General features: G+C 62.1%; 16 protein-coding genes. 9 read left to right on the forward strand and 7 right to left on the reverse strand.

Annotation, left to right across the window (positions count from 1 at the left end; translation table 11 throughout):
• Window positions 1-233 precede the first annotated feature (233 nt).
• From ACMGF5_RS16795 to ACMGF5_RS16810, 4 genes are all read right to left on the reverse strand, one after another.
• On the reverse strand, window positions 234-1,565 hold the full coding sequence (locus ACMGF5_RS16795; RefSeq protein ID WP_046786485.1) for a deoxyguanosinetriphosphate triphosphohydrolase: 1,332 nt from the start codon (window positions 1,563-1,565) through the stop codon (window positions 234-236).
• A gap of 162 nt (window positions 1,566-1,727) precedes the next feature.
• The gene (locus ACMGF5_RS16800) at window positions 1,728-2,057 is read right to left on the reverse strand and encodes a hypothetical protein (protein WP_046786484.1); all 330 of its coding nucleotides are present in this window, start codon (window positions 2,055-2,057) and stop codon (window positions 1,728-1,730) included.
• The gene (locus ACMGF5_RS16805) at window positions 2,054-2,428 is read right to left on the reverse strand and encodes a phage holin family protein (RefSeq protein ID WP_115275423.1); all 375 of its coding nucleotides are present in this window, start codon (window positions 2,426-2,428) and stop codon (window positions 2,054-2,056) included. Before ACMGF5_RS16805 ends, ACMGF5_RS16800 begins: the two co-directional genes overlap by 4 nt.
• A gap of 9 nt (window positions 2,429-2,437) precedes the next feature.
• Window positions 2,438-2,752 carry a DUF883 family protein gene (locus tag ACMGF5_RS16810; RefSeq protein ID WP_012313531.1) on the reverse strand — a complete coding sequence of 105 codons (315 nt, stop codon included), beginning with the start codon at window positions 2,750-2,752 and terminating at the stop codon, window positions 2,438-2,440.
• A 313-nt stretch (window positions 2,753-3,065) separates the two neighbouring features.
• Between ACMGF5_RS16810 and ACMGF5_RS16815 the strand changes: the two genes are divergently transcribed.
• The 5 genes from ACMGF5_RS16815 (at window position 3,066) to ACMGF5_RS16835 (ending at window position 6,440) form a co-directional block, all read left to right on the forward strand.
• Complete coding sequence (locus tag ACMGF5_RS16815; protein WP_119689136.1) at window positions 3,066-4,274, forward strand: ammonium transporter; 1,209 nt, start codon at window positions 3,066-3,068, stop codon at window positions 4,272-4,274.
• 74 nt (window positions 4,275-4,348) lie between these two features.
• The gene (locus tag ACMGF5_RS16820; RefSeq protein WP_039603811.1) at window positions 4,349-4,588 is read left to right on the forward strand and encodes a glutaredoxin family protein; all 240 of its coding nucleotides are present in this window, start codon (window positions 4,349-4,351) and stop codon (window positions 4,586-4,588) included.
• A 104-nt stretch (window positions 4,589-4,692) separates the two neighbouring features.
• Window positions 4,693-5,124, forward strand: coding sequence for a D-Ala-D-Ala carboxypeptidase family metallohydrolase (locus ACMGF5_RS16825; protein ID WP_125924840.1), 432 nt, complete (start codon window positions 4,693-4,695; stop codon window positions 5,122-5,124).
• A 71-nt stretch (window positions 5,125-5,195) separates the two neighbouring features.
• Complete coding sequence (locus ACMGF5_RS16830; RefSeq protein WP_039603809.1) at window positions 5,196-5,504, forward strand: hypothetical protein; 309 nt, start codon at window positions 5,196-5,198, stop codon at window positions 5,502-5,504.
• 51 nt (window positions 5,505-5,555) lie between these two features.
• Window positions 5,556-6,440, forward strand: coding sequence for a pseudouridine synthase (locus ACMGF5_RS16835; protein ID WP_046786480.1), 885 nt, complete (start codon window positions 5,556-5,558; stop codon window positions 6,438-6,440).
• Between the two features lie 40 nt (window positions 6,441-6,480).
• Here ACMGF5_RS16835 and ACMGF5_RS16840 read toward each other — a convergent pair whose 3' ends face one another.
• Together ACMGF5_RS16840 and acnA are read right to left on the reverse strand one after the other, a co-directional pair.
• Window positions 6,481-8,046, reverse strand: a complete 1,566-nt coding sequence (locus tag ACMGF5_RS16840) for a methyl-accepting chemotaxis protein (protein ID WP_115275420.1) — start codon at window positions 8,044-8,046, stop codon at window positions 6,481-6,483.
• Window positions 8,047-8,306: 260 nt separating this feature from the next.
• Complete coding sequence (acnA, locus tag ACMGF5_RS16845) at window positions 8,307-11,048, reverse strand: aconitate hydratase AcnA (protein WP_414156986.1); 2,742 nt, start codon at window positions 11,046-11,048, stop codon at window positions 8,307-8,309.
• A 223-nt stretch (window positions 11,049-11,271) separates the two neighbouring features.
• On the opposite strand from acnA, the gene rlmM reads away from it, so the two are divergent.
• The 3 genes from rlmM to pdxB all read left to right on the forward strand — a co-directional run bounded on the left by rlmM (window position 11,272) and on the right by pdxB (window position 14,634).
• Window positions 11,272-12,339, forward strand: a complete 1,068-nt coding sequence (gene rlmM, locus ACMGF5_RS16850) for a 23S rRNA (cytidine(2498)-2'-O)-methyltransferase RlmM (protein ID WP_046786477.1) — start codon at window positions 11,272-11,274, stop codon at window positions 12,337-12,339.
• 849 nt (window positions 12,340-13,188) lie between these two features.
• Window positions 13,189-13,431, forward strand: a complete 243-nt coding sequence (gene tusA / locus ACMGF5_RS16855; RefSeq protein ID WP_012313540.1) for a sulfurtransferase TusA — start codon at window positions 13,189-13,191, stop codon at window positions 13,429-13,431.
• A 60-nt stretch (window positions 13,432-13,491) separates the two neighbouring features.
• Entirely contained in the window at window positions 13,492-14,634 is a 1,143-nt protein-coding gene (pdxB, locus tag ACMGF5_RS16860; RefSeq protein ID WP_414156987.1) for a 4-phosphoerythronate dehydrogenase PdxB, read from the forward strand.
• Between the two features lie 68 nt (window positions 14,635-14,702).
• Here the strand turns inward: pdxB and ACMGF5_RS16865 are convergent, their stop codons facing one another.
• Entirely contained in the window at window positions 14,703-14,876 is a 174-nt protein-coding gene (locus ACMGF5_RS16865; RefSeq protein WP_414156988.1) for a PA1571 family protein, read from the reverse strand.
• Between the two features lie 203 nt (window positions 14,877-15,079).
• Between ACMGF5_RS16865 and ACMGF5_RS16870 the strand changes: the two genes are divergently transcribed.
• The gene (locus ACMGF5_RS16870) at window positions 15,080-16,843 is read left to right on the forward strand and encodes an ABC transporter transmembrane domain-containing protein (protein WP_414156989.1); all 1,764 of its coding nucleotides are present in this window, start codon (window positions 15,080-15,082) and stop codon (window positions 16,841-16,843) included.
• The last annotated feature ends 722 nt before the right edge of the window (window positions 16,844-17,565 follow it).

Here is a 17,565-nt window from a genome sequence, read left to right on the forward strand (position 1 = left end):
CAGTTGCATCTGACATGGGGTGTGAAGTGTGGCGATTAAACGTATATGGGAAATGGCTTACAGCAGAAAGCAATTAGAGCTACGAAGTGTAATGATTTGATTCAGTGTCAAAGGACTCTTGGTAACTTTTTATTTTGTAAATATTCGTTCTGTTTAACAAGTGGCGGCGGTTGTAGGAAATATCCCTCAATATAATGGGCCGCATGCGCAAAGGCATGCGGCAGTACCCAGGTTCAGGTCGGGCTGGACCGCCCGGTCATCTCGCGGGCCATTTCGCTGGCATAGCTGTCGGTCATGCCGGCGATGAAATCGATCATGCGCAGGTAGGCTTTGTGCAAAGAATCATGCGGGTGTGGGGCGTTGTTACCAATCAGATCGAGTACGCGGCGGCTCTTGAAGGAGGGGGTGCGCCCGCCATGCTGCTCAAGGGCCGCAGCACAGAACGTGTTGAGGAGGATTTCCAGGGTGGTGTAGGCACCGATTTCGTGCAGCGTCTTGCGCTTGTCCTGGAATATCTTGTTGCGTGCCATGTCCTTGGCCTGAAGCACGCAGCGCTTGGCCGGGCCGTGCATGTGCTCGACCAGGTCGCCACTCAACTGCCCGGCAAGCAATGCCTGCTGTTGCTCGACGAAGGCGCTCGCGGCGGCGTTGGTCAGGTGCTCGATGGCCTTGCCACGCAAGATGGCCAGCTTGCGTCGCCGCGAATCTGCAGGGCCAAGCTGGCGATACGTTTCTGGCAAGTCATCGCCTACCAGGTCGAGCAGCAGCGCCTCCACTTCGGCGTATTGCAGCAACTCCATCTCCAGGCCGTCTTCCAGGTCGATCAGGCCGTAGCAGATGTCATCGGCTGCCTCCATCAGGTAGACCAGTGGATGGCGCGCCCAGCGCTGCTCCTCAAGTAACGGCAGGCCGAGCTTGTGCGCGATCTGTTCGAGCAGCGGCAACTCGCTCTGGTAGCAGCCGAACTTATGCTTCTTGTACCCCAGGGCATCAGCGTGCCGGGCGGTCCAAGGGTATTTGAGATAAGTACCGAGGGTCGCGTAGGTCAGCCGGGTACCGCCGTCGAACTGGTGATACTCAAGCTGGGTGAGCACGCGAAACCCTTGGGCGTTGCCTTCGAAGTTGAGGAAGTCGCCGCGCTCGTCATCCGTCATGTCATCCAGCCAGCCGCGCCCTGCAGCCTGCTGGAACCAGTGGCGGATGGCATCTTCGCCTGAGTGGCCGAACGGCGGGTTGCCGATGTCGTGGGCCAGGCAGGCGGACTGCACGATCATGCCCAGATCACTGGGTTCACACCAGTCTGGCAGGCTGTCGCGCAGCGTTTCGCCGACGCGCATGCCCAATGAGCGCCCTACGCAACTTACCTCGAGGGAATGGGTCAGGCGCGTGTGAATATGATCGTTGCTGGAGACGGGGTGGACCTGGGTCTTGCGCCCCAGGCGGCGGAACGCGCCTGAGAAGATGATCCGGTCGTGGTCTTTGTGGAAGGGGCTGCGCCCCAGTTCATCGGGGCTGTACAGGGCTTTGCCCAGGCGCTCGCGGGTGAGCAGGGTGTGCCAGTCCAAGGCTCGCTCTCCTGTAGGTCGAATGGCGTAGCTTCCGGTGTCGCGCAGGGCTATGCAAGCGGAAAATCGATACCGGCCTGATCGTCGGCAAGCCGTCTCTCACAGGTGCTTGCCACGCTTGAAACGCGTGGGTCACCTGCGAGTGAAGACTCTGGAGGTGACTCAGGAGCGCCGCGAGCCTTGCAGATACACCTTCAACAGCGGCAGCAGCGTAGTGCCCAGGCGCACCAGGCGTGACAGGTTGCCGCTGCGCACCCCCTTGCCGGTCAGAAAGCCCAGCGCAACCACCGCACCAATGCCCCATAGGGGAGCGTGTTTGATGCCCAGGCCATCTTGCAATGAGCCGCCCATGCCACGCAGGCGGTGCAGTGGCTGCAGCATTTGCCCGGACTCCTGGCGGATCTGCTGGCGATGCATTTCCATGCGCAGGCGCAGCAGGGCTTTGCGCAGCTCCCGAGGGTTACGCGTATTGGGTAGTTCAGGCAGGCTCATGGCAGCAGGCGCTCCCGGTCCTTGGCAAGTTCTTCGAGGGTGGCGCCAAACGGCGAGGACTCGTCGAATACCGCCGCCCTCAGCCGTAGGCCGCAATACAGCGCAGCCACACCATAAAACACACACAGGCCGATGATCCCTGCCAGGCGGTAGCTGTCCCACAGCAACACCAGCAGCAGGCCCGACAAGGCTGTCAGCAGCAGCAGTGCGAACACCAGCGCCAGGCCAGCGAACAGCAAAAGGCTCAGGGTGCGTCCTTTCTGCTCCTGCAGTTCGATACCGAACAGTTCGATATGGCTGTGCAGCAGCCCCAGTATCGCGGCGCCCAGGCGCCTGCCCGAGGCACCGGTGCCAATGGCGTCATTCTCCATGGAGGCTCCTTAGCGCCGATTGGCCAACAGGCCGATCAGCAGGCCGACACCTGCGGCTATGCCGATGGCCTGCCAAGGGTTTTCCTGAACGTAGTGCTCGGCACTACCCAAGGCCGCCTGGCCACGCTCACGCACCGATTCCTGAGTCAGTTGCAAGGTTTCGCGGGCCTGCGTGAGGCGCTCGTGGATCTGCTCACGCAGCTCATCGGCCTGGTCGCCCGCCAGATTGGCGGTGTCGGCCAGAAGCTTCTCGGTGTCACGGACCAAAGCCTGGAAGTCCGCCATCAATATCTCTTGTGCAGTCTTTGCCGATTTGCTGGCCATGGTGCTCTCCCTGTGTAGGTGTGTAGGTAATTCGAGTTTCGCTGTGCGCTGAAGGTTCACTTCGTCGCTGGTATGGGCCTTGCTAATGAAGATTGCCACAACGCGGGGCGTAGACCGGAGCGATGCGCCGATACAGGGCGTCGACCCCGGCAGATACCGATAAACCTTAACCCAATCCACGACAAACCCAAGAAAAAACCACGCAGGCTTCGCTCGGTTCACCGTACCCGGGCAATGGGCTGGCACCGATCCGGTGCATGGATGCAGGTTCTTGAACTGTCCTGGTGCCTTTTTTCAGTAGGTCTGCCTTTTCATGGACAACATGCACAGCGCCATGGACTCCCTGGTCCACGGTTCCAACACGCTCTTCATCCTCATGGGCGCCATTCTGGTGCTTGCCATGCACGCGGGCTTCGCGTTTCTCGAAGTGGGCACCGTGCGCCACAAGAACCAGGTCAATGCCTTGTCGAAGATACTCAGCGATTTCGCCATCTCGGCGCTGGTGTACTTCTTCATCGGTTACTGGGTTGCCTATGGTGTGAGTTTTCTGCACCCGGCATCCCAGCTGGCCGCCGACCACGGCTATGCCCTGGTCAAATGCTTTTTCCTGTTGACGTTCGCGGCAGCGATACCGGCAATCATCTCCGGGGGTATCGCCGAGCGTGCGCGGTTCGTGCCTCAGCTGTGTGCCACAGCGTTGATCGTAGCCTTCATTTATCCGTTCTTCGAGGGCGTGGTATGGAATGGCAACTTCGGCGCACAGGCATGGCTGCAGGCGCGTTTTGGTGCGCCTTTCCATGACTTTGCAGGGTCTGTGGTGGTGCATGCGATGGGCGGCTGGCTGGCACTGGTGGCAGTGCTGCTGCTGGGTGCACGGCGGGGGCGGTACCGTGATGGTCGGCTGGTGGCCTTCGCTCCGTCGAGCATTCCGTTTCTGGCGCTGGGCTCGTGGATCCTGATCATCGGCTGGTTCGGCTTCAATGTCATGAGCGCGCAGACCTTGCAAGGCGTCAGTGGCCTGGTGGCGATCAATTCGCTGATGGCCATGGTAGGCGGCACCCTGGCAGCGTTGTTGGCCGGGCGTAACGACCCTGGATTTTTGCACAACGGGCCGCTGGCGGGGCTGGTGGCGATCTGTGCAGGTTCGGACCTGATGCATCCGATCGGTGCACTGGCTACTGGCCTGGTGGCCGGTGTTCTGTTCGTGTGGAGCTTCACCGCCGCGCAAAACCGCTGGAAGATCGACGATGTGCTGGGCGTGTGGCCATTGCATGGGCTATGCGGCGTATGGGGCGGGATAGCCTGTGGCATCTTCGGCCAGGCAAGCCTTGGCGGTATGGGGGGCGTCAGCCTGACCAGCCAGTTGATCGGGAGCCTGGCAGGGGTGCTGATCGCGCTGCTTGGGGGCTTTGTCGTGTACGGGCTGATCCGCGCGGTACTCGGCCTGCGCCTGAGCCATGAACAGGAGTTTCAGGGCGCCGACTTGTCGCTGCACCGCATCGGTGCCACCAGCCAGGATTGAACGAGGTCAGGTGCACATGGGGCGGTAGCGACCTAGAATAGGCTTCTCATCCATGCCAAACCGGGTCCCGCCCCATGCTGCCTGAATGCCAACTCTTCGGCACCGTCGGGTGCCACTTGTGTGAAGTGGCCGAAGCCGTTCTCATGCCTTTCGTCGATCATGGCCTGCTGGTCGAACTGGTCGATATCGCCGAGAGCGAGGCGCTGTTCGAGCGCTACGGGCTTATCATTCCCGTGCTGCGTCGTTGCGATACCTCGGCCGAACTGCACTGGCCGTTCGATCCTGAACAGGTTGTAGCCTTTCTCGCGCAATGACAACGGCAGGGGAAGCATCGCCTGCCTGCATGAGCTGAGCTGTTACCCGAAGATGCCGTGCCGGCGACACACGCCGGAACCTCATCATCGTCGAGAATGCAGTCATGTTCATCACACCAAATTTTACCCTGGAAGAGATGATTGTCTCGCAGGTCGCCGCTCGGGAAGGGCTGGACAATACGCCCTCGCAGCAAGTCATCAGCAACCTGCACCTGCTGTGTGAAGCCCTTGAGCAGGTGCGGGCCCTGTTTGGCCTGCCGGTAATCATCAGCAGTGGCTACCGGTCCCCCGCGTTGAACAAGCGTATAGGCGGCTCCCCGCGCAGCCAGCACCTGCACGGCTTGGCTGCGGACTTCGAGATATTCGGCATCAGTAACCGGGAAGTGGTCCGCCGGGTGAGCGCAAGCGCAGTGAATTTCGACCAGATGATTCTCGAGTTCGACAGTTGGGTCCACCTGTCGGTAACGCCGAGCGTCCCGCGCCGTCAAGTGCTGACCATCCGCAGGGGTACAGGCTACCTGCCAGGTTTGCAGTGAGCAGGGGATGAATTGACGGCGGGGTGTGCAAGTTCGTATGCTGTATATAAATACAGTATCGAGGTAAGCCCATGCTCAATGTCGAGCAACTCAAGTACAGCGTCAACCGCATGCCGGTGGAGCGGGTATGTGACGCCGTGCTGGAACTGCGCCTCGAAGGCTTGGTCACCGATGACCGTACGCCGTTCGGCAAGGTTCATTTCAATACCTGCTTCGCCGAGATCGAGGCGCTGTTCCAGCGGGCCGGCTACCATCGAGGGTTGGATGTGGTGGGTTACCAGGGCTTGCTGTATGCGCTCTATGATCCCGGCCGCTGGGAGCCCGTGCAGGTTCTGCGCTGGCTGAAGGCGCGCAGCGAGGCCATGGTCCAGGCTGGTTGAGCTGGCGGGGTTGGGGGATAATGCCCGGCCCTGCCTGCCCCGAGTCTCGCCATGACCACGCCTTTCGACCCCGCCCGCCAGCAAGCCAGCACGGTCTGCCTGCCACCTGGCAACTGGGCGACGGTACTTGATTGCCTGTGCGACCATTTCAAGGCAATCGAGCGTGCGCAGTGGCTTGACCGCTTTGCTCGTGGCCGGGTGCTCAACGCCGAAGGCCAGGCGATCGCTGCCGACCTGCCTTACCGTCGCGGCATGCGCCTGCACTATTTTCGTGAGGTGCCCAACGAGCGGCCGATCCCGGTAGAGGAAGCCATCCTGCATGTGGATGAGCATCTGGTGGTGGCCGACAAACCGCATTTTCTGCCGGTTACGCCAACCGGCGAGTATGTCGAACAGACGTTGCTGCGCCGTTTGATCCGGCGCCTGGATAACCCGCACCTGGTGCCGTTGCACCGCATCGACCGGCATACCGCAGGGCTGGTGTTGTTCTCGGCCAACCCGCAAACCCGCAGCGCGTACCAAAGGCTGTTCCCCGAGCGCCGCATCGACAAACGCTACCACGCCATCGCCCCGGCCTTGCCCCAGCGTGATTTTCCGCTGGTGCATAAAAGCCGTCTGGTGCATGGCGAGCCGTTTTTCCGCATGCATGAGGTACCGGGCGACGATAACAGCGAAACCCTGGCCGAGGTGCTGGAGAAGCAGGGTGAGCTATGGCGCTACGGCCTTTCGCCGGTGACCGGCAAGACGCATCAACTGCGGGTGCACATGGCGGCACTGGGGGCAGGGATCTGTAACGACCCGTTCTATCCTGAGTTGCTCAAGGTAGAAGATGATTACCAGCGGCCATTGAAGCTGCTGGCACACAGCTTGCGCTTTGCCGACCCGTTGACGGGGGAGGAGCGCTATTTCGAGAGTCGTCTGACCCTCGGTTGGTAGTGCCCCTTCGCGGGCAAGGTCGCGAAGGGGCGCTGGGTTGTCAGCGGTTGAACCGCTCCACCAGTGAGTACTGGCCACCGGCGGTGGTGGTCAATGCTTCGCTGAGCAGCGCCGAATGCTGCGCCTGCTCGGCTGTCTGGTCGGCCAGTTCGGCGATCGTGCTGATGTTGCGGCTGATCTCGTCAGCCACGGCAGTCTGCTCTTCAGTGGCGGCAGCGATCTGGGTCGCCATGTCGGTAATGTTGGCCACCGCCTCGCTGATCCCCATCAATGCCTGGTCAGCCTGCATCACTCGTTCTACACCTTCCTGAGCCTGGCGATGGCCAGATTCCATGGTGAGCACGGCGTTGTTGGCTGTCTGTTGCAGTTTGGCAATCAGGCCATGGATCTGCCCTGTGGACTCAGCGGTACGCTGGGCCAGCTGGCGCACTTCGTCGGCCACCACGGCAAAGCCACGGCCCATTTCGCCAGCGCGGGCTGCTTCAATGGCGGCGTTCAGGGCCAGCAGGTTGGTCTGGTCTGCAATGCCCTTGATCACATCGACCACGCCACCGATTTCGTCGCTGTCCTTGGCCAGTTGCGTCACGGTCTCGCCGGTTTCACCCACGGCCGCCGACAGGCGCTCGATGGCGTCGCGGGTTTCACCGGCGATCTGCCGGCCCTGGCTGGTCAGGCGATTGGCTTCCTGTGTGGCATCGGCGGTGCGCTGTACATGGTTGGCCACTTCCTGGGTCGTGGCGGCCATCTGGTTGACGGCGGCGGCAACCTGCTCGGTCTCGACCCGTTGGCGCTCCAGCCCCGAAGAGCTCTGGTGGGCCAGGACGTCGGACTGGCGTGCCTGGTCGCTGAGGTGTTCGGCGCTGTCCTGCAGGCGGGTCAGGCAGGTTTTCATGCGCGCATCCTGGCTGAGCAGGGCCATTTCCAGGCGTGCCTGCACGCCTCGGCTGTCGGTGTACATCTGCGCGATCAGTGGGTCGGAAGTGGTCTGTTCGGCCAGGCGCAGCAGGCGCTTGAGGCCGCGTTGTTGCCAGCTAAGGCCGAGCAGGCCGAGCGGCACCGACAGGCCGGCGGCCAGGGCGAAGCCCCAGGAATGCCCGAGCCAGTTGCCGATCAGGAAACCGATCTGGCTGACCAGGATGAAGGGCAGCCAGTCCTGCAGCACTGGCAGCCACTTGTCACGGCGCGGAACGGCGGGCTTGCCCTGATTCAGGCGCTGGTACAGGGCTTCGGCGCGGCGGATCTGCTCGGCGGTGGGCTTGACCCGCACCGACTCGAAACCGCTCACCTGGTTGTTGTCGAAGATCGGCGTGACGTAGGCGTTGACCCAGTAATGGTCACCCGACTTGCAGCGGTTCTTGACGATGCCCATCCAGGGCTGGCCTTGCTTGAGGGTCTGCCACATGTGAGCGAACACCGCAGGCGGCACATCAGGGTGGCGTACCAGGTTGTGCGGTGCGCCGATCAGCTCCTCGCGCGTGAAGCCGCTGATCTCGACGAACGCATCGTTGCAATAGGTGATCACACCCTTGGCATTGGTGGTCGAGATCAAGCGTTGTTGGGCAGGGAAAGTCCTTTCCCGTTGGGTAATCGGCTGGTTGTTCCGCATGGGCTGAGTAATCCGCAAGGCTTTCGACAGATATCGGCAAGCCAGTACTTTTATTGAATGGATATTTAACTTCGTTGATCTGGCGCAGGAACGGACTGCGGGGATTACGCTAGCAGGCCCGCACGTTCGCGAAAGATGGCGTCACTATTGCAGGTTTATTGCAGGGAGTGACGTGCAGGTCAAATCATGACTCATTGGCTGGCCAAGAGCCAGCCTCCGGCACAAAAAAGGGGCGCTTTTGCGCCCCGGTCAGCTGGCTTTCAGCTGGCGATCAACTGCCTCAACACATAGTGCAAAATCCCGCCGGCTTTGAAGTATTCCACTTCATTGACCGTATCGATCCGGCACAGTACCTCAATGTCTTGCTGCTGCCCGTCCTCACGGGTGATGCGCAGTTGCAGGCTCATGCCTGGCTTCAACTGAACCCCGGCCAACCCCAGTACGTCGATTCGCTCTTTGCCGGTGAGCCCCAGTTGCTTGCGATCGTGCCCGGCTTTGAACTGCAACGGCAGTACGCCCATGCCGACCAGGTTGGAGCGGTGGATGCGCTCGAAACTCTCCGCCAGTACCGCCTTGACCCCCAGCAGGTTGGTGCCTTTGGCTGCCCAGTCGCGGCTGGAGCCGGTGCCATATTCCTGGCCGGCGATCACCACCAGCGGCGTGCCTTCAGCCTGGTAGCGCATGGCCGCGTCGTAGATCGAGAGCTTTTCCCCAGTGGGCACGTACAACGTGTTGCCGCCTTCTTCACCGGCGAGCATCTCGTTGCGGATGCGGATGTTGGCGAAGGTGCCACGCATCATCACCTCATGGTTGCCCCGCCGTGAACCGTATGAGTTGAAGTCGTGAGGTTCGACGCCTTTTTCGCGCAGGTAGCGCCCGGCCGGGCTGTCGGCCTTGATGTTGCCGGCCGGGGAAATGTGGTCGGTAGTCACCGAATCGCCAAGCAGGGCGAGAATGCGCGCACCCTGGATGTTCTCGATCACCGGCAATGGGCCGCCAATGCCGTCGAAGAAGGGAGGGTGCTGGATGTAGGTGGAGTCGTCCTGCCACACGTAAGTGGCCGCCTGCGGCACTTCGATGGCTTGCCACTGGGCGTCACCGGCGAATACCTCGGCGTACTCCTTGTGGAACATCGCCGTGTCGACCTTGGCCACGGCGTCGGCGATTTCCTGCTGGCTGGGCCAGATGTCACGCAGGTACACCGGCTGCCCGTCCTTGCCGGTGCCCAGCGGGTCACGGGTAAGGTCCAGGCGAACGCTGCCGGCCAGGGCGTAGGCCACCACCAGTGGCGGCGAGGCCAGCCAGTTGGTCTTGACCAGCGGGTGCACCCGGCCTTCGAAGTTGCGGTTGCCTGACAGTACCGAGGCGACGGTCAGGTCGGCGCTGCCGATGGCGGTCTCGATGGCTTCGTCCAGTGGACCGGAGTTGCCGATGCAGGTGGTACAGCCGTAGCCGACCAGGTCGAAACCCAGTTGGTCGAGGTAAGGAGTGAGCCCGGCGGCATTGTAATAATCGGTGACCACTTTGGAGCCGGGCGCCAGCGAGCTTTTTACCCATGGCTTGCGCTGCAGCCCTTTCTCCAGGGCCTTTTTCGCCACCAGGCCGGCCGCCATCATCACACTGGGGTTGGAGGTGTTGGTGCAGGAGGTAATTGCGGCGATTACCACGGCACCATCGCGCAGGGTATAGGTCTGGCCTTGGTGGCTGTAGTCGATCTCGCCGGCCTGGTCGGCATTGCCCACTGCCACACCACCACCGCCTTCGCTTTCCAGGCGGCCGACCTCTTTGGCCAGGGGTTTGGGCTGCAGTTCGATGAAGTGGTCGAACGCCTGGCTGACTTGGCCGAGCGCAACGCGGTCCTGGGGGCGTTTTGGCCCGGCCAGGCTAGCTTCGACTTCGCCCATGTCCAAGGCCAGGGTATCGCTGAACAGCGGTTCCTGCCCCGGCAGGCGCCACAGGCCCTGTGCCTTGCAGTACTGTTCGACCAGTTGCACCGTCTGCTGCGGTCTGCCCGAAAGGCGCAAGTAGTCCAAGGTGACCTCATCGACCGGGAAGAAGCCACAGGTCGCGCCGTATTCCGGTGCCATGTTGGCGATGGTGGCGCGGTCGGCCAAGGGCAGGTCGGCCAGGCCATCACCGTAGAACTCGACGAACTTGCCGACCACGCCTTTCTTGCGCAGCATCTGTGTCACGGTGAGTACGAGGTCGGTGGCGGTGATGCCTTCGCGCAGCTTGCCGGTAAGCTTGAAACCGATCACTTCCGGGATCAGCATCGACACCGGCTGGCCGAGCATGGCAGCTTCCGCTTCGATCCCGCCAACGCCCCAGCCGAGCACGCCCAGGCTGTTGATCATGGTGGTGTGCGAATCGGTGCCGACCAAGGTGTCGGGGAACGCATAGGTGCGCCCATCGGCCTCACGGGTCCATACCGTGCGGCCCAGGTACTCCAGGTTGACCTGGTGGCAGATGCCGGTGCCCGGCGGCACTACGCGGAAGTTGTCGAACGCGCTCTGGCCCCAGCGCAGGAAGGCATATCGTTCGCCATTACGCTGCATTTCGATGTCGACGTTTTCACCGAACGCCTGGGGGGTGGCGTAGCGGTCGACCATCACCGAGTGGTCGATCACCAGGTCCACGGGCGACAGCGGGTTGATCCGCTGGGGGTCGCCCCCGGCCTTGGCCATGGCAGCGCGCATGGCCGCCAGGTCGACTACCGCCGGTACGCCGGTGAAATCCTGCATCAATACCCGCGCCGGGCGGTATTGGATCTCGCGATCGGAACGGCGGTCTTGCAGCCAGTCGGCGAGGGCGCGCAGGTCGTCGCTGCTGACCGTCTCGCCATCTTCCCAGCGCAGCAGGTTTTCCAGCAGTACCTTGAGCGACATGGGCAGGCGCTGCAGGTCGCCTAGTTGTCGTGCAGCCTCGGTAAGGCTGAAGTAATGGTAGGTCTGGTCGGCCACCTTGAGGGTCTTGAGGGTTTTCAGGCTATCGAGCGAGGGCATTGCCAACTCCTTATGCACCGGTGCCCGGCATTGGCTGGATGATGCCGGTGTCACCGCTCTGTTTCGGCCCGCACGGTACGGACCTGGCTGAAGAGTCAGGTTAGACCGGTTTGTCTGCCCTGACCCTATTCTGGACCGGCGGGGCATGTCGCAGGTTCCGATCTTCCTTTATCATCGCCGCCCTGCCGGCGCCTGTGGTGCGCCAGCCGTAGTGGAGTGAGAGATGAATACCCTGTTCATGCATTGCCGGCCCGGGTTCGAGGGCGAGGTCTGCGCCGAGATCAGCGAACACGCTGCCCGCCTGGGGGTTGCCGGTTATGCCAAAGGCAAGCCGCAGAGCGCCTGCGCCGAGTTTGTCTGCGCCGAAGCCGAAGGTGCCGAACGGTTGATGGCGCAGCTGCGCTTTGCCCAACTGATCTTCCCGCGCCAGTGGGCGCGTGGCGGCTACATCGAACTGCCTGAGACCGATCGGATCAGCGTGTTGCTCGAGCATCTGGCAACACTGCCGGTGTTTGGCAGCCTGTGGCTGGAGGTGCTGGACAGCAACGACGGTAAGGAGCTGTCGACGTTCTGTCGCAAGTTCGAGGTGCCGCTGCGCAAGGCTTTGGAAAAAGCCGGCCGCTTGGTCGATAACGCCAGCCTGCCTCGCCTGTTGCTGACCTTCATCAGTGGTCGTCGGGTATTCGTTGGCGTTGCCGAGGCGAACAACAGTGCGCTGTGGCCGATGGGAATTCCTCGCTTGAAATTCCCGCGTGAAGCGCCGAGCCGCTCGACCTTGAAGCTTGAAGAGGCCTGGCACCAGTTCATTCCACGGGAGCAGTGGGAGCAGCGGCTGGGCGATGACATGACCGGGGTGGACCTTGGGGCATCGCCGGGTGGCTGGACTTACCAACTGGTGCGCCGTGGCATGCTGGTCACTGCTATCGACAATGGGCCGATGGCAGAGAGTTTGATGGACACCGGGCTGGTTCAGCACCTGATGGCCGACGGCTTCACTTGGCAGCCCAAGCAACCGGTGGACTGGATGGTCTGCGATATCGTCGAGAAGCCGGCGCGCACCACTTCGTTGATCGAGACTTGGTTGGGGGAGGGCTTGTGCCGGGAGGCGGTGGTCAACCTTAAGTTGCCGATGAAGCAGCGATATGCCGAGGTGCGTCGCTTACTGGACCGCATGGAGGCGACCTTCAAGGCGCGCAAGGTCAAGGTGTCGATTGCCTGCAAGCAGCTGTATCACGACCGCGAGGAAGTGACGTGCCATCTGCGCAGGCTGGACCTGAAACCACGAAAGTAAGCCGTTGCCGTTGCCGTTGCCGTTGCCGTTGCCGTTGCCGTTGCCGTTGCCGTTGCCTTGCTTTTGCTTTTAAGCGCGCGATAGTTCAGACGCCGCAGATTGCGACTTCAGGAGGCCGAGCGCAGGTCTTGCGAAGGGAGGTGACGGGCATGGATGCCCGTCAAGCGCTGCGGCCCATGGATGGGCCGTCAGCGCGGTCCTCCCGGGAGCAAGGCCGGAGCGAGGGAACCCCGGAGCGTAGCGTAGGGGCCGGATGATGGGAGCGGGCGGTTTTTGGTTCCTTTTTGCCAAGACAAAAAGGGACCCGCCGTAAGGGCGGAAAGGTGAGTGAGCGCCGCCACGGCAAATGGATATTCACGCTAGCTGAAAGCCAGAAGCCAGAAGCCAGAAGCCAGAAGCCAAAGCTCATGCGGGGGGGTTCATTCATCCGGGCATATCCATTTGCTGTAGCGACGCTCACCCACCTTTCCGCCCTTACGGCGGGTCACTTTTTGGCAAACGCCCCAAAAAGTAACCAAAAAAGGCTGGCTCCTATCATCCGGCCCCTACGCTACGCTTCGGGGTTCCCTCGCTCCGGCCTTGCTCCCGGGAGGACCGCGCTCACGGCCCATCCATGGGCCGAAGCGCTTGACGGGCATCCATGCCCGTCACCTCCCTTCGCAAGACCTGCGCTCGGCCTCCTGAAGTCGCAATCGGCGGTGCCTGGCATACCGCGCACTTAGAAGCAAAAGCAAAAGCAAAAGCAAAAGCAAAGGCAAAGCAAGCTGTGCTTGCGGCGCCGGGCGTGCAGGTGACTATTGGTCCGCGCCACGCTATGCGCCACAATAGCGATCATTTGCGGAGCACCCCATGACTGACTTCACCCCCGACGCCATTCTTGATGCCACCGGCCTGAACTGCCCAGAACCGGTGATGATGCTGCACACCCACGTGCGCAATCTGGCCGCCGGCGGCCTGCTCAAGGTCATCGCTACGGATCCCTCGACCCGGCGCGACATTCCCAAGTTCTGCAACTTCCTTGGCCACGAACTGCTGCAGCAGCAGGAAGAGGCCGGTACCTACCTGTACTGGATTCGCAAGAAAGCCGACTGATCCACGCTGGATCGTGCCGGGCATAGCACCTACACTGCGTTCCCCAGACAGGAGAGCGCCATGCTGATAGTTGCCGACGAGAATATCCCGCTGCTCGATGCCTTCTTCGAAGGTTTCGGCGAGATCCGCCGTTACCCTGGCAGGAGCATGGACGCCGCCAGCGTCAAAGAGGCTGATGTGCTGCTGGTGCGCTCGGTGACCAAGGTCGACCGGCAATTGCTCGAAGGCAGCAAGGTGCGCTTTGTCGGTACCTGCACCATCGGCACCGATCACCTGGACCTGGAGTACTTTGCCCAAGCCGGCATCCACTGGAGCAGCGCGCCGGGCTGCAACGCCCGCGGTGTGGTCGACTACGTGCTGGGCAGCCTGCTGACCCTCGCCGACCTGGACGGTGCAGCGCTGCCCCAGCGCACCTACGGCGTGGTGGGTGCAGGGGAGGTCGGTGGCCGGCTGGTGCGCGTGTTGCACGGCATGGGCTGGAAAGTGCTGGTCTGCGACCCGTTGCGCCAGGCGGCTGAGGGGGGCGATTTCGTCAGCCTGCAAACTGTGCTCGAACAATGCGATGTGATCAGCCTGCATACCCCATTGCAGCGTGGCGGCGAGCACCCGACCTGGCACCTGCTGGGCCAAGCGCAGCTCGCACAGCTGCGCCCTGGCGCATGGCTGATCAACGCCAGCCGTGGGCCGGTGGTGGATAACGTCGCCCTCCGTGAGTTGCTGTTGGACCGTGAAGACGTGCACGCTGTGCTCGATGTATGGGAGGGCGAGCCGCAGGTCGACCTGCAACTGGCCGACCTCTGCACCCTGGCTACGCCGCACATCGCCGGCTACAGCCTGGATGGCCGCCAGCGCGGTACGGCGCAGATCTATCAGGCATTGTGCCGCTTCCTGGGTGAGGCAGAGCGCGTGCAGTTGCAGGATCTGCTGCCCAAACCGCCACTGGCACAGATCGAGTTCGATGGCGAAGCTGACCTTGGCTGGGCCTTGGCGACGTTGTGCCGGGCGGTGTATGACCCGCGCCGCGACGATGCCGATTTCCGTCGCAGCCTGAGCGACGATGCGGCCGAGCAGCGCGCGGCGTTCGACTTGTTGCGCAAACAGTATCCGCCACGCCGTGAAATCGAAGGGTTAGCGGTGCGGTTGCGGGGCGAGGCTCCGCAGTTGGTGCAGATGGTCAATGCCTTGGGTGCAGTGGTCGTTTGACGAGCAGGCAGAACATTCCGGGCTAATAAAAACCCGGCGCCAGCGCCGGGTTTCAAGCAATTCTTCATTCAGCCCTTGCGCACCTTCTTCACCCGGCTTTCCTCGAGGTCCTTGCAGGCCTGCTGGATCATTTGCTCGGTGATCGGTACTTCACGGCCCTGGGCATCGATCATCGATCCGCAGACCTTCGGTTGTGGGGTGCTCTGGGGCTTCTGGGTGTCGCTGCCATGCTGCACGCTCATCTACAGTCTCCTCATCAGGTCCAATATCAAGGTAAACCTGTGCCGTGACTGGCCTGTGACAGCGGCTCTTGGAGGTCACGACAGCTACAGTCCACCAGAAAGTGCGGCAAACCTCCAGAGGCGTTTTAGAACGATGGGCTATAGCCACCGCCATGCTGGATGAGTGGTAGGCTGCTGCTTCATTGACATTGTGGTCCATCGCCATGCCCGAACCGGTTTCTTCACGTCAGCGTCGCGCCTTGTTTCTCTGCTGGCAATTCATGCGCCCATACCGTCGCCAAGCGCTGTTGGCGTTGCTGGCTCTGGTAGTGACCGCCGGCATTACATTGTCCATGGGGCAAGGCATTCGCCTGTTGGTGGACCAGGGGTTCATGACCCGTTCGGCGCACCAGCTCAATCAGACCATCGGCCTGTTCCTGCTGTTGGTGCTGGCGTTGGCGATAGGGACATTCAGCCGCTTCTATCTGGTTTCCTGGATCGGTGAGCGGTGCGTGGCCGATATTCGCCGCGCCGTATTCGATCACCTGATAGGGCTGCACCCTGGCTTTTTCGAAGACAACCGCAGCTCGGAAATCCAGTCCCGGCTGACCGCCGATACCACATTGCTGCAGGCGGTCATCGGCTCATCACTGTCGATGTTCCTGCGCAACGCCCTGATGGTGATCGGCGGTGTCGTGCTGCTTTTCATCACCAACCCCAAACTCACCAGTATCGTCGTGGTGGCCATGCCTTTGGTACTGGCGCCGATCCTGCTGTTTGGCCGGCGCGTGCGCAGCCTGTCGCGCCAGAGCCAGGACCGGGTGGCGGATGTGGGCAGCTATGTGGCCGAGACGCTGGGGCAGATCAAGACCGTGCAGGCCTACAATCACCAGGCATTAGACCGCCAACTGTTCGCTGGAACGGTAGAGGCGGCCTTCGCCGTGGCGCGCCAGCGTATCGCGCAGCGGGCCTGGTTGATCACCCTGGTCATCGTGCTGGTGCTGGGCGCGGTGGGGGTGATGTTGTGGGTCGGCGGCATGGATGTGATCGCCGGGCGCATCTCCGCAGGCGAACTGGCAGCCTTCGTGTTCTACAGCCTGATCGTCGGTAGTGCCTTCGGTACTTTGAGCGAAGTCATCGGCGAACTACAGCGCGCCGCCGGCGCGGCCGAGCGTATCGCCGAACTGCTGGCGGCGCGTAGCAGCATTCTAGAGGCCGAGCAGCCGTTTGCGCTGCATCGCCAGCGCGCTGGTGGGCGTATCGAGCTCAAGAACCTGGTATTTGCTTACCCTTCCAGGCCATCGGTTGCCGCCATCGACAACCTGAGCCTGGTCATCGAGCCAGGCCAGACCGTGGCGCTGGTGGGGCCATCCGGCGCGGGCAAATCGACATTGTTCGACTTGCTGCTGCGCTTCTACGACCCCCAGCAGGGGGGCATCCTTCTGGATAACCAGCCAATCACCAGCCTGGCGTTGGGCGAACTACGCCGCCAGTTCGCCCTGGTAGCGCAGAACCCCTCACTGTTCCGCGGTACGGTCGAGGCCAATATCCGCTATGGGCGCCCGCAGGCGAGCCTGGCCGAGGTCGAAGCGGCGGCGCGTGGCGCACATGCCGATGAGTTCATCCGGCAACTGCCGCAGGGTTACCAGACACCGCTGGGCGAGGGTGGTATTGGCCTGTCGGGCGGGCAGCGGCAACGTCTGGCGATTGCGCGGGCGTTGCTGGTGGATGCGCCGATCCTGCTGCTCGACGAAGCCACCAGCGCCCTCGATGCGCAGAGCGAGCACTTGATCCAGCAGGCGCTGCCGAGCCTGATGGCGGGCCGCACTACGCTGGTCATCGCCCATCGCCTGGCCACGGTGCAGCATGCCGACCGCATCGCGGTCATCGACAAGGGGCGCCTGGTGGCGGTGGGCACCCACCGTGAACTGATCGAAAAGAGCCCGCTGTACGCCAGGCTGGCCTCGCTGCAGTTCAACGCAGGTTGACGCATCGAAGGCTTGTAACATTTTTGTAGCAATTGCTTGAGACTATCCCTTCAACTGTTGCGTAAGTGCTCGACCTGGCTGCTATCGATTGATGGCAGCTTTTTTTTGGCCTGCGAACGAGGACATGGATGTCTGTGGCGGCGCTGCCAGCGGCGCGTTGTTTCCTCATTCCTTGTTCCCGAGATCTGCGATGTTGCGTAAATCCCTCAGAGTACAAATTCTTACCCTGCTCGGCGGCAGCCTGGCGGCGATGCTGCTGATTGCCTTGGTGTGCTTCCAGTTTCTGTCCTCCAGCGTGCGCAGTTATGCCACGCTGGTCGATGGACCACTGCAGGCCTCGCAATCGATCGACGAAGCCAACCTGCAGTTCAAGATCCAGGTGCAGGAGTGGAAGAACGTGCTGCTGCGCGGCCGCCAGCCGGCTGATCTGGAGAAGTACTGGCAGCAGTTCCAGGCCCGTGAACAGCAGGTTCAGCAGTTGCTTGGGCAACTGATCGACAGCAGTGATCAGAAGCTCAAGGAGCCTTTGCAGCAACTGCGTGACAGCCATCGGCAATTGGGTGTGGCCTACGCGCAGGGGCGCCAGGCGTTTCTGGCCGCAGGTGGTGACCCCGTCGCCGGCGATCTGGCGGTCAAAGGTGTCGACCGTGCTGCCAGCGAGCAGATGAGCGCGTTGGTCGAGCAGTTGCGCGCCGACGCCCGTGAGCGCGCCGCCAGCATCA

Origin of the sequence: Pseudomonas sp. BNK-15 (genome assembly GCF_047456105.1) — a bacterium.
Classification (GTDB): domain Bacteria; phylum Pseudomonadota; class Gammaproteobacteria; order Pseudomonadales; family Pseudomonadaceae; genus Aquipseudomonas; species Aquipseudomonas putida_E.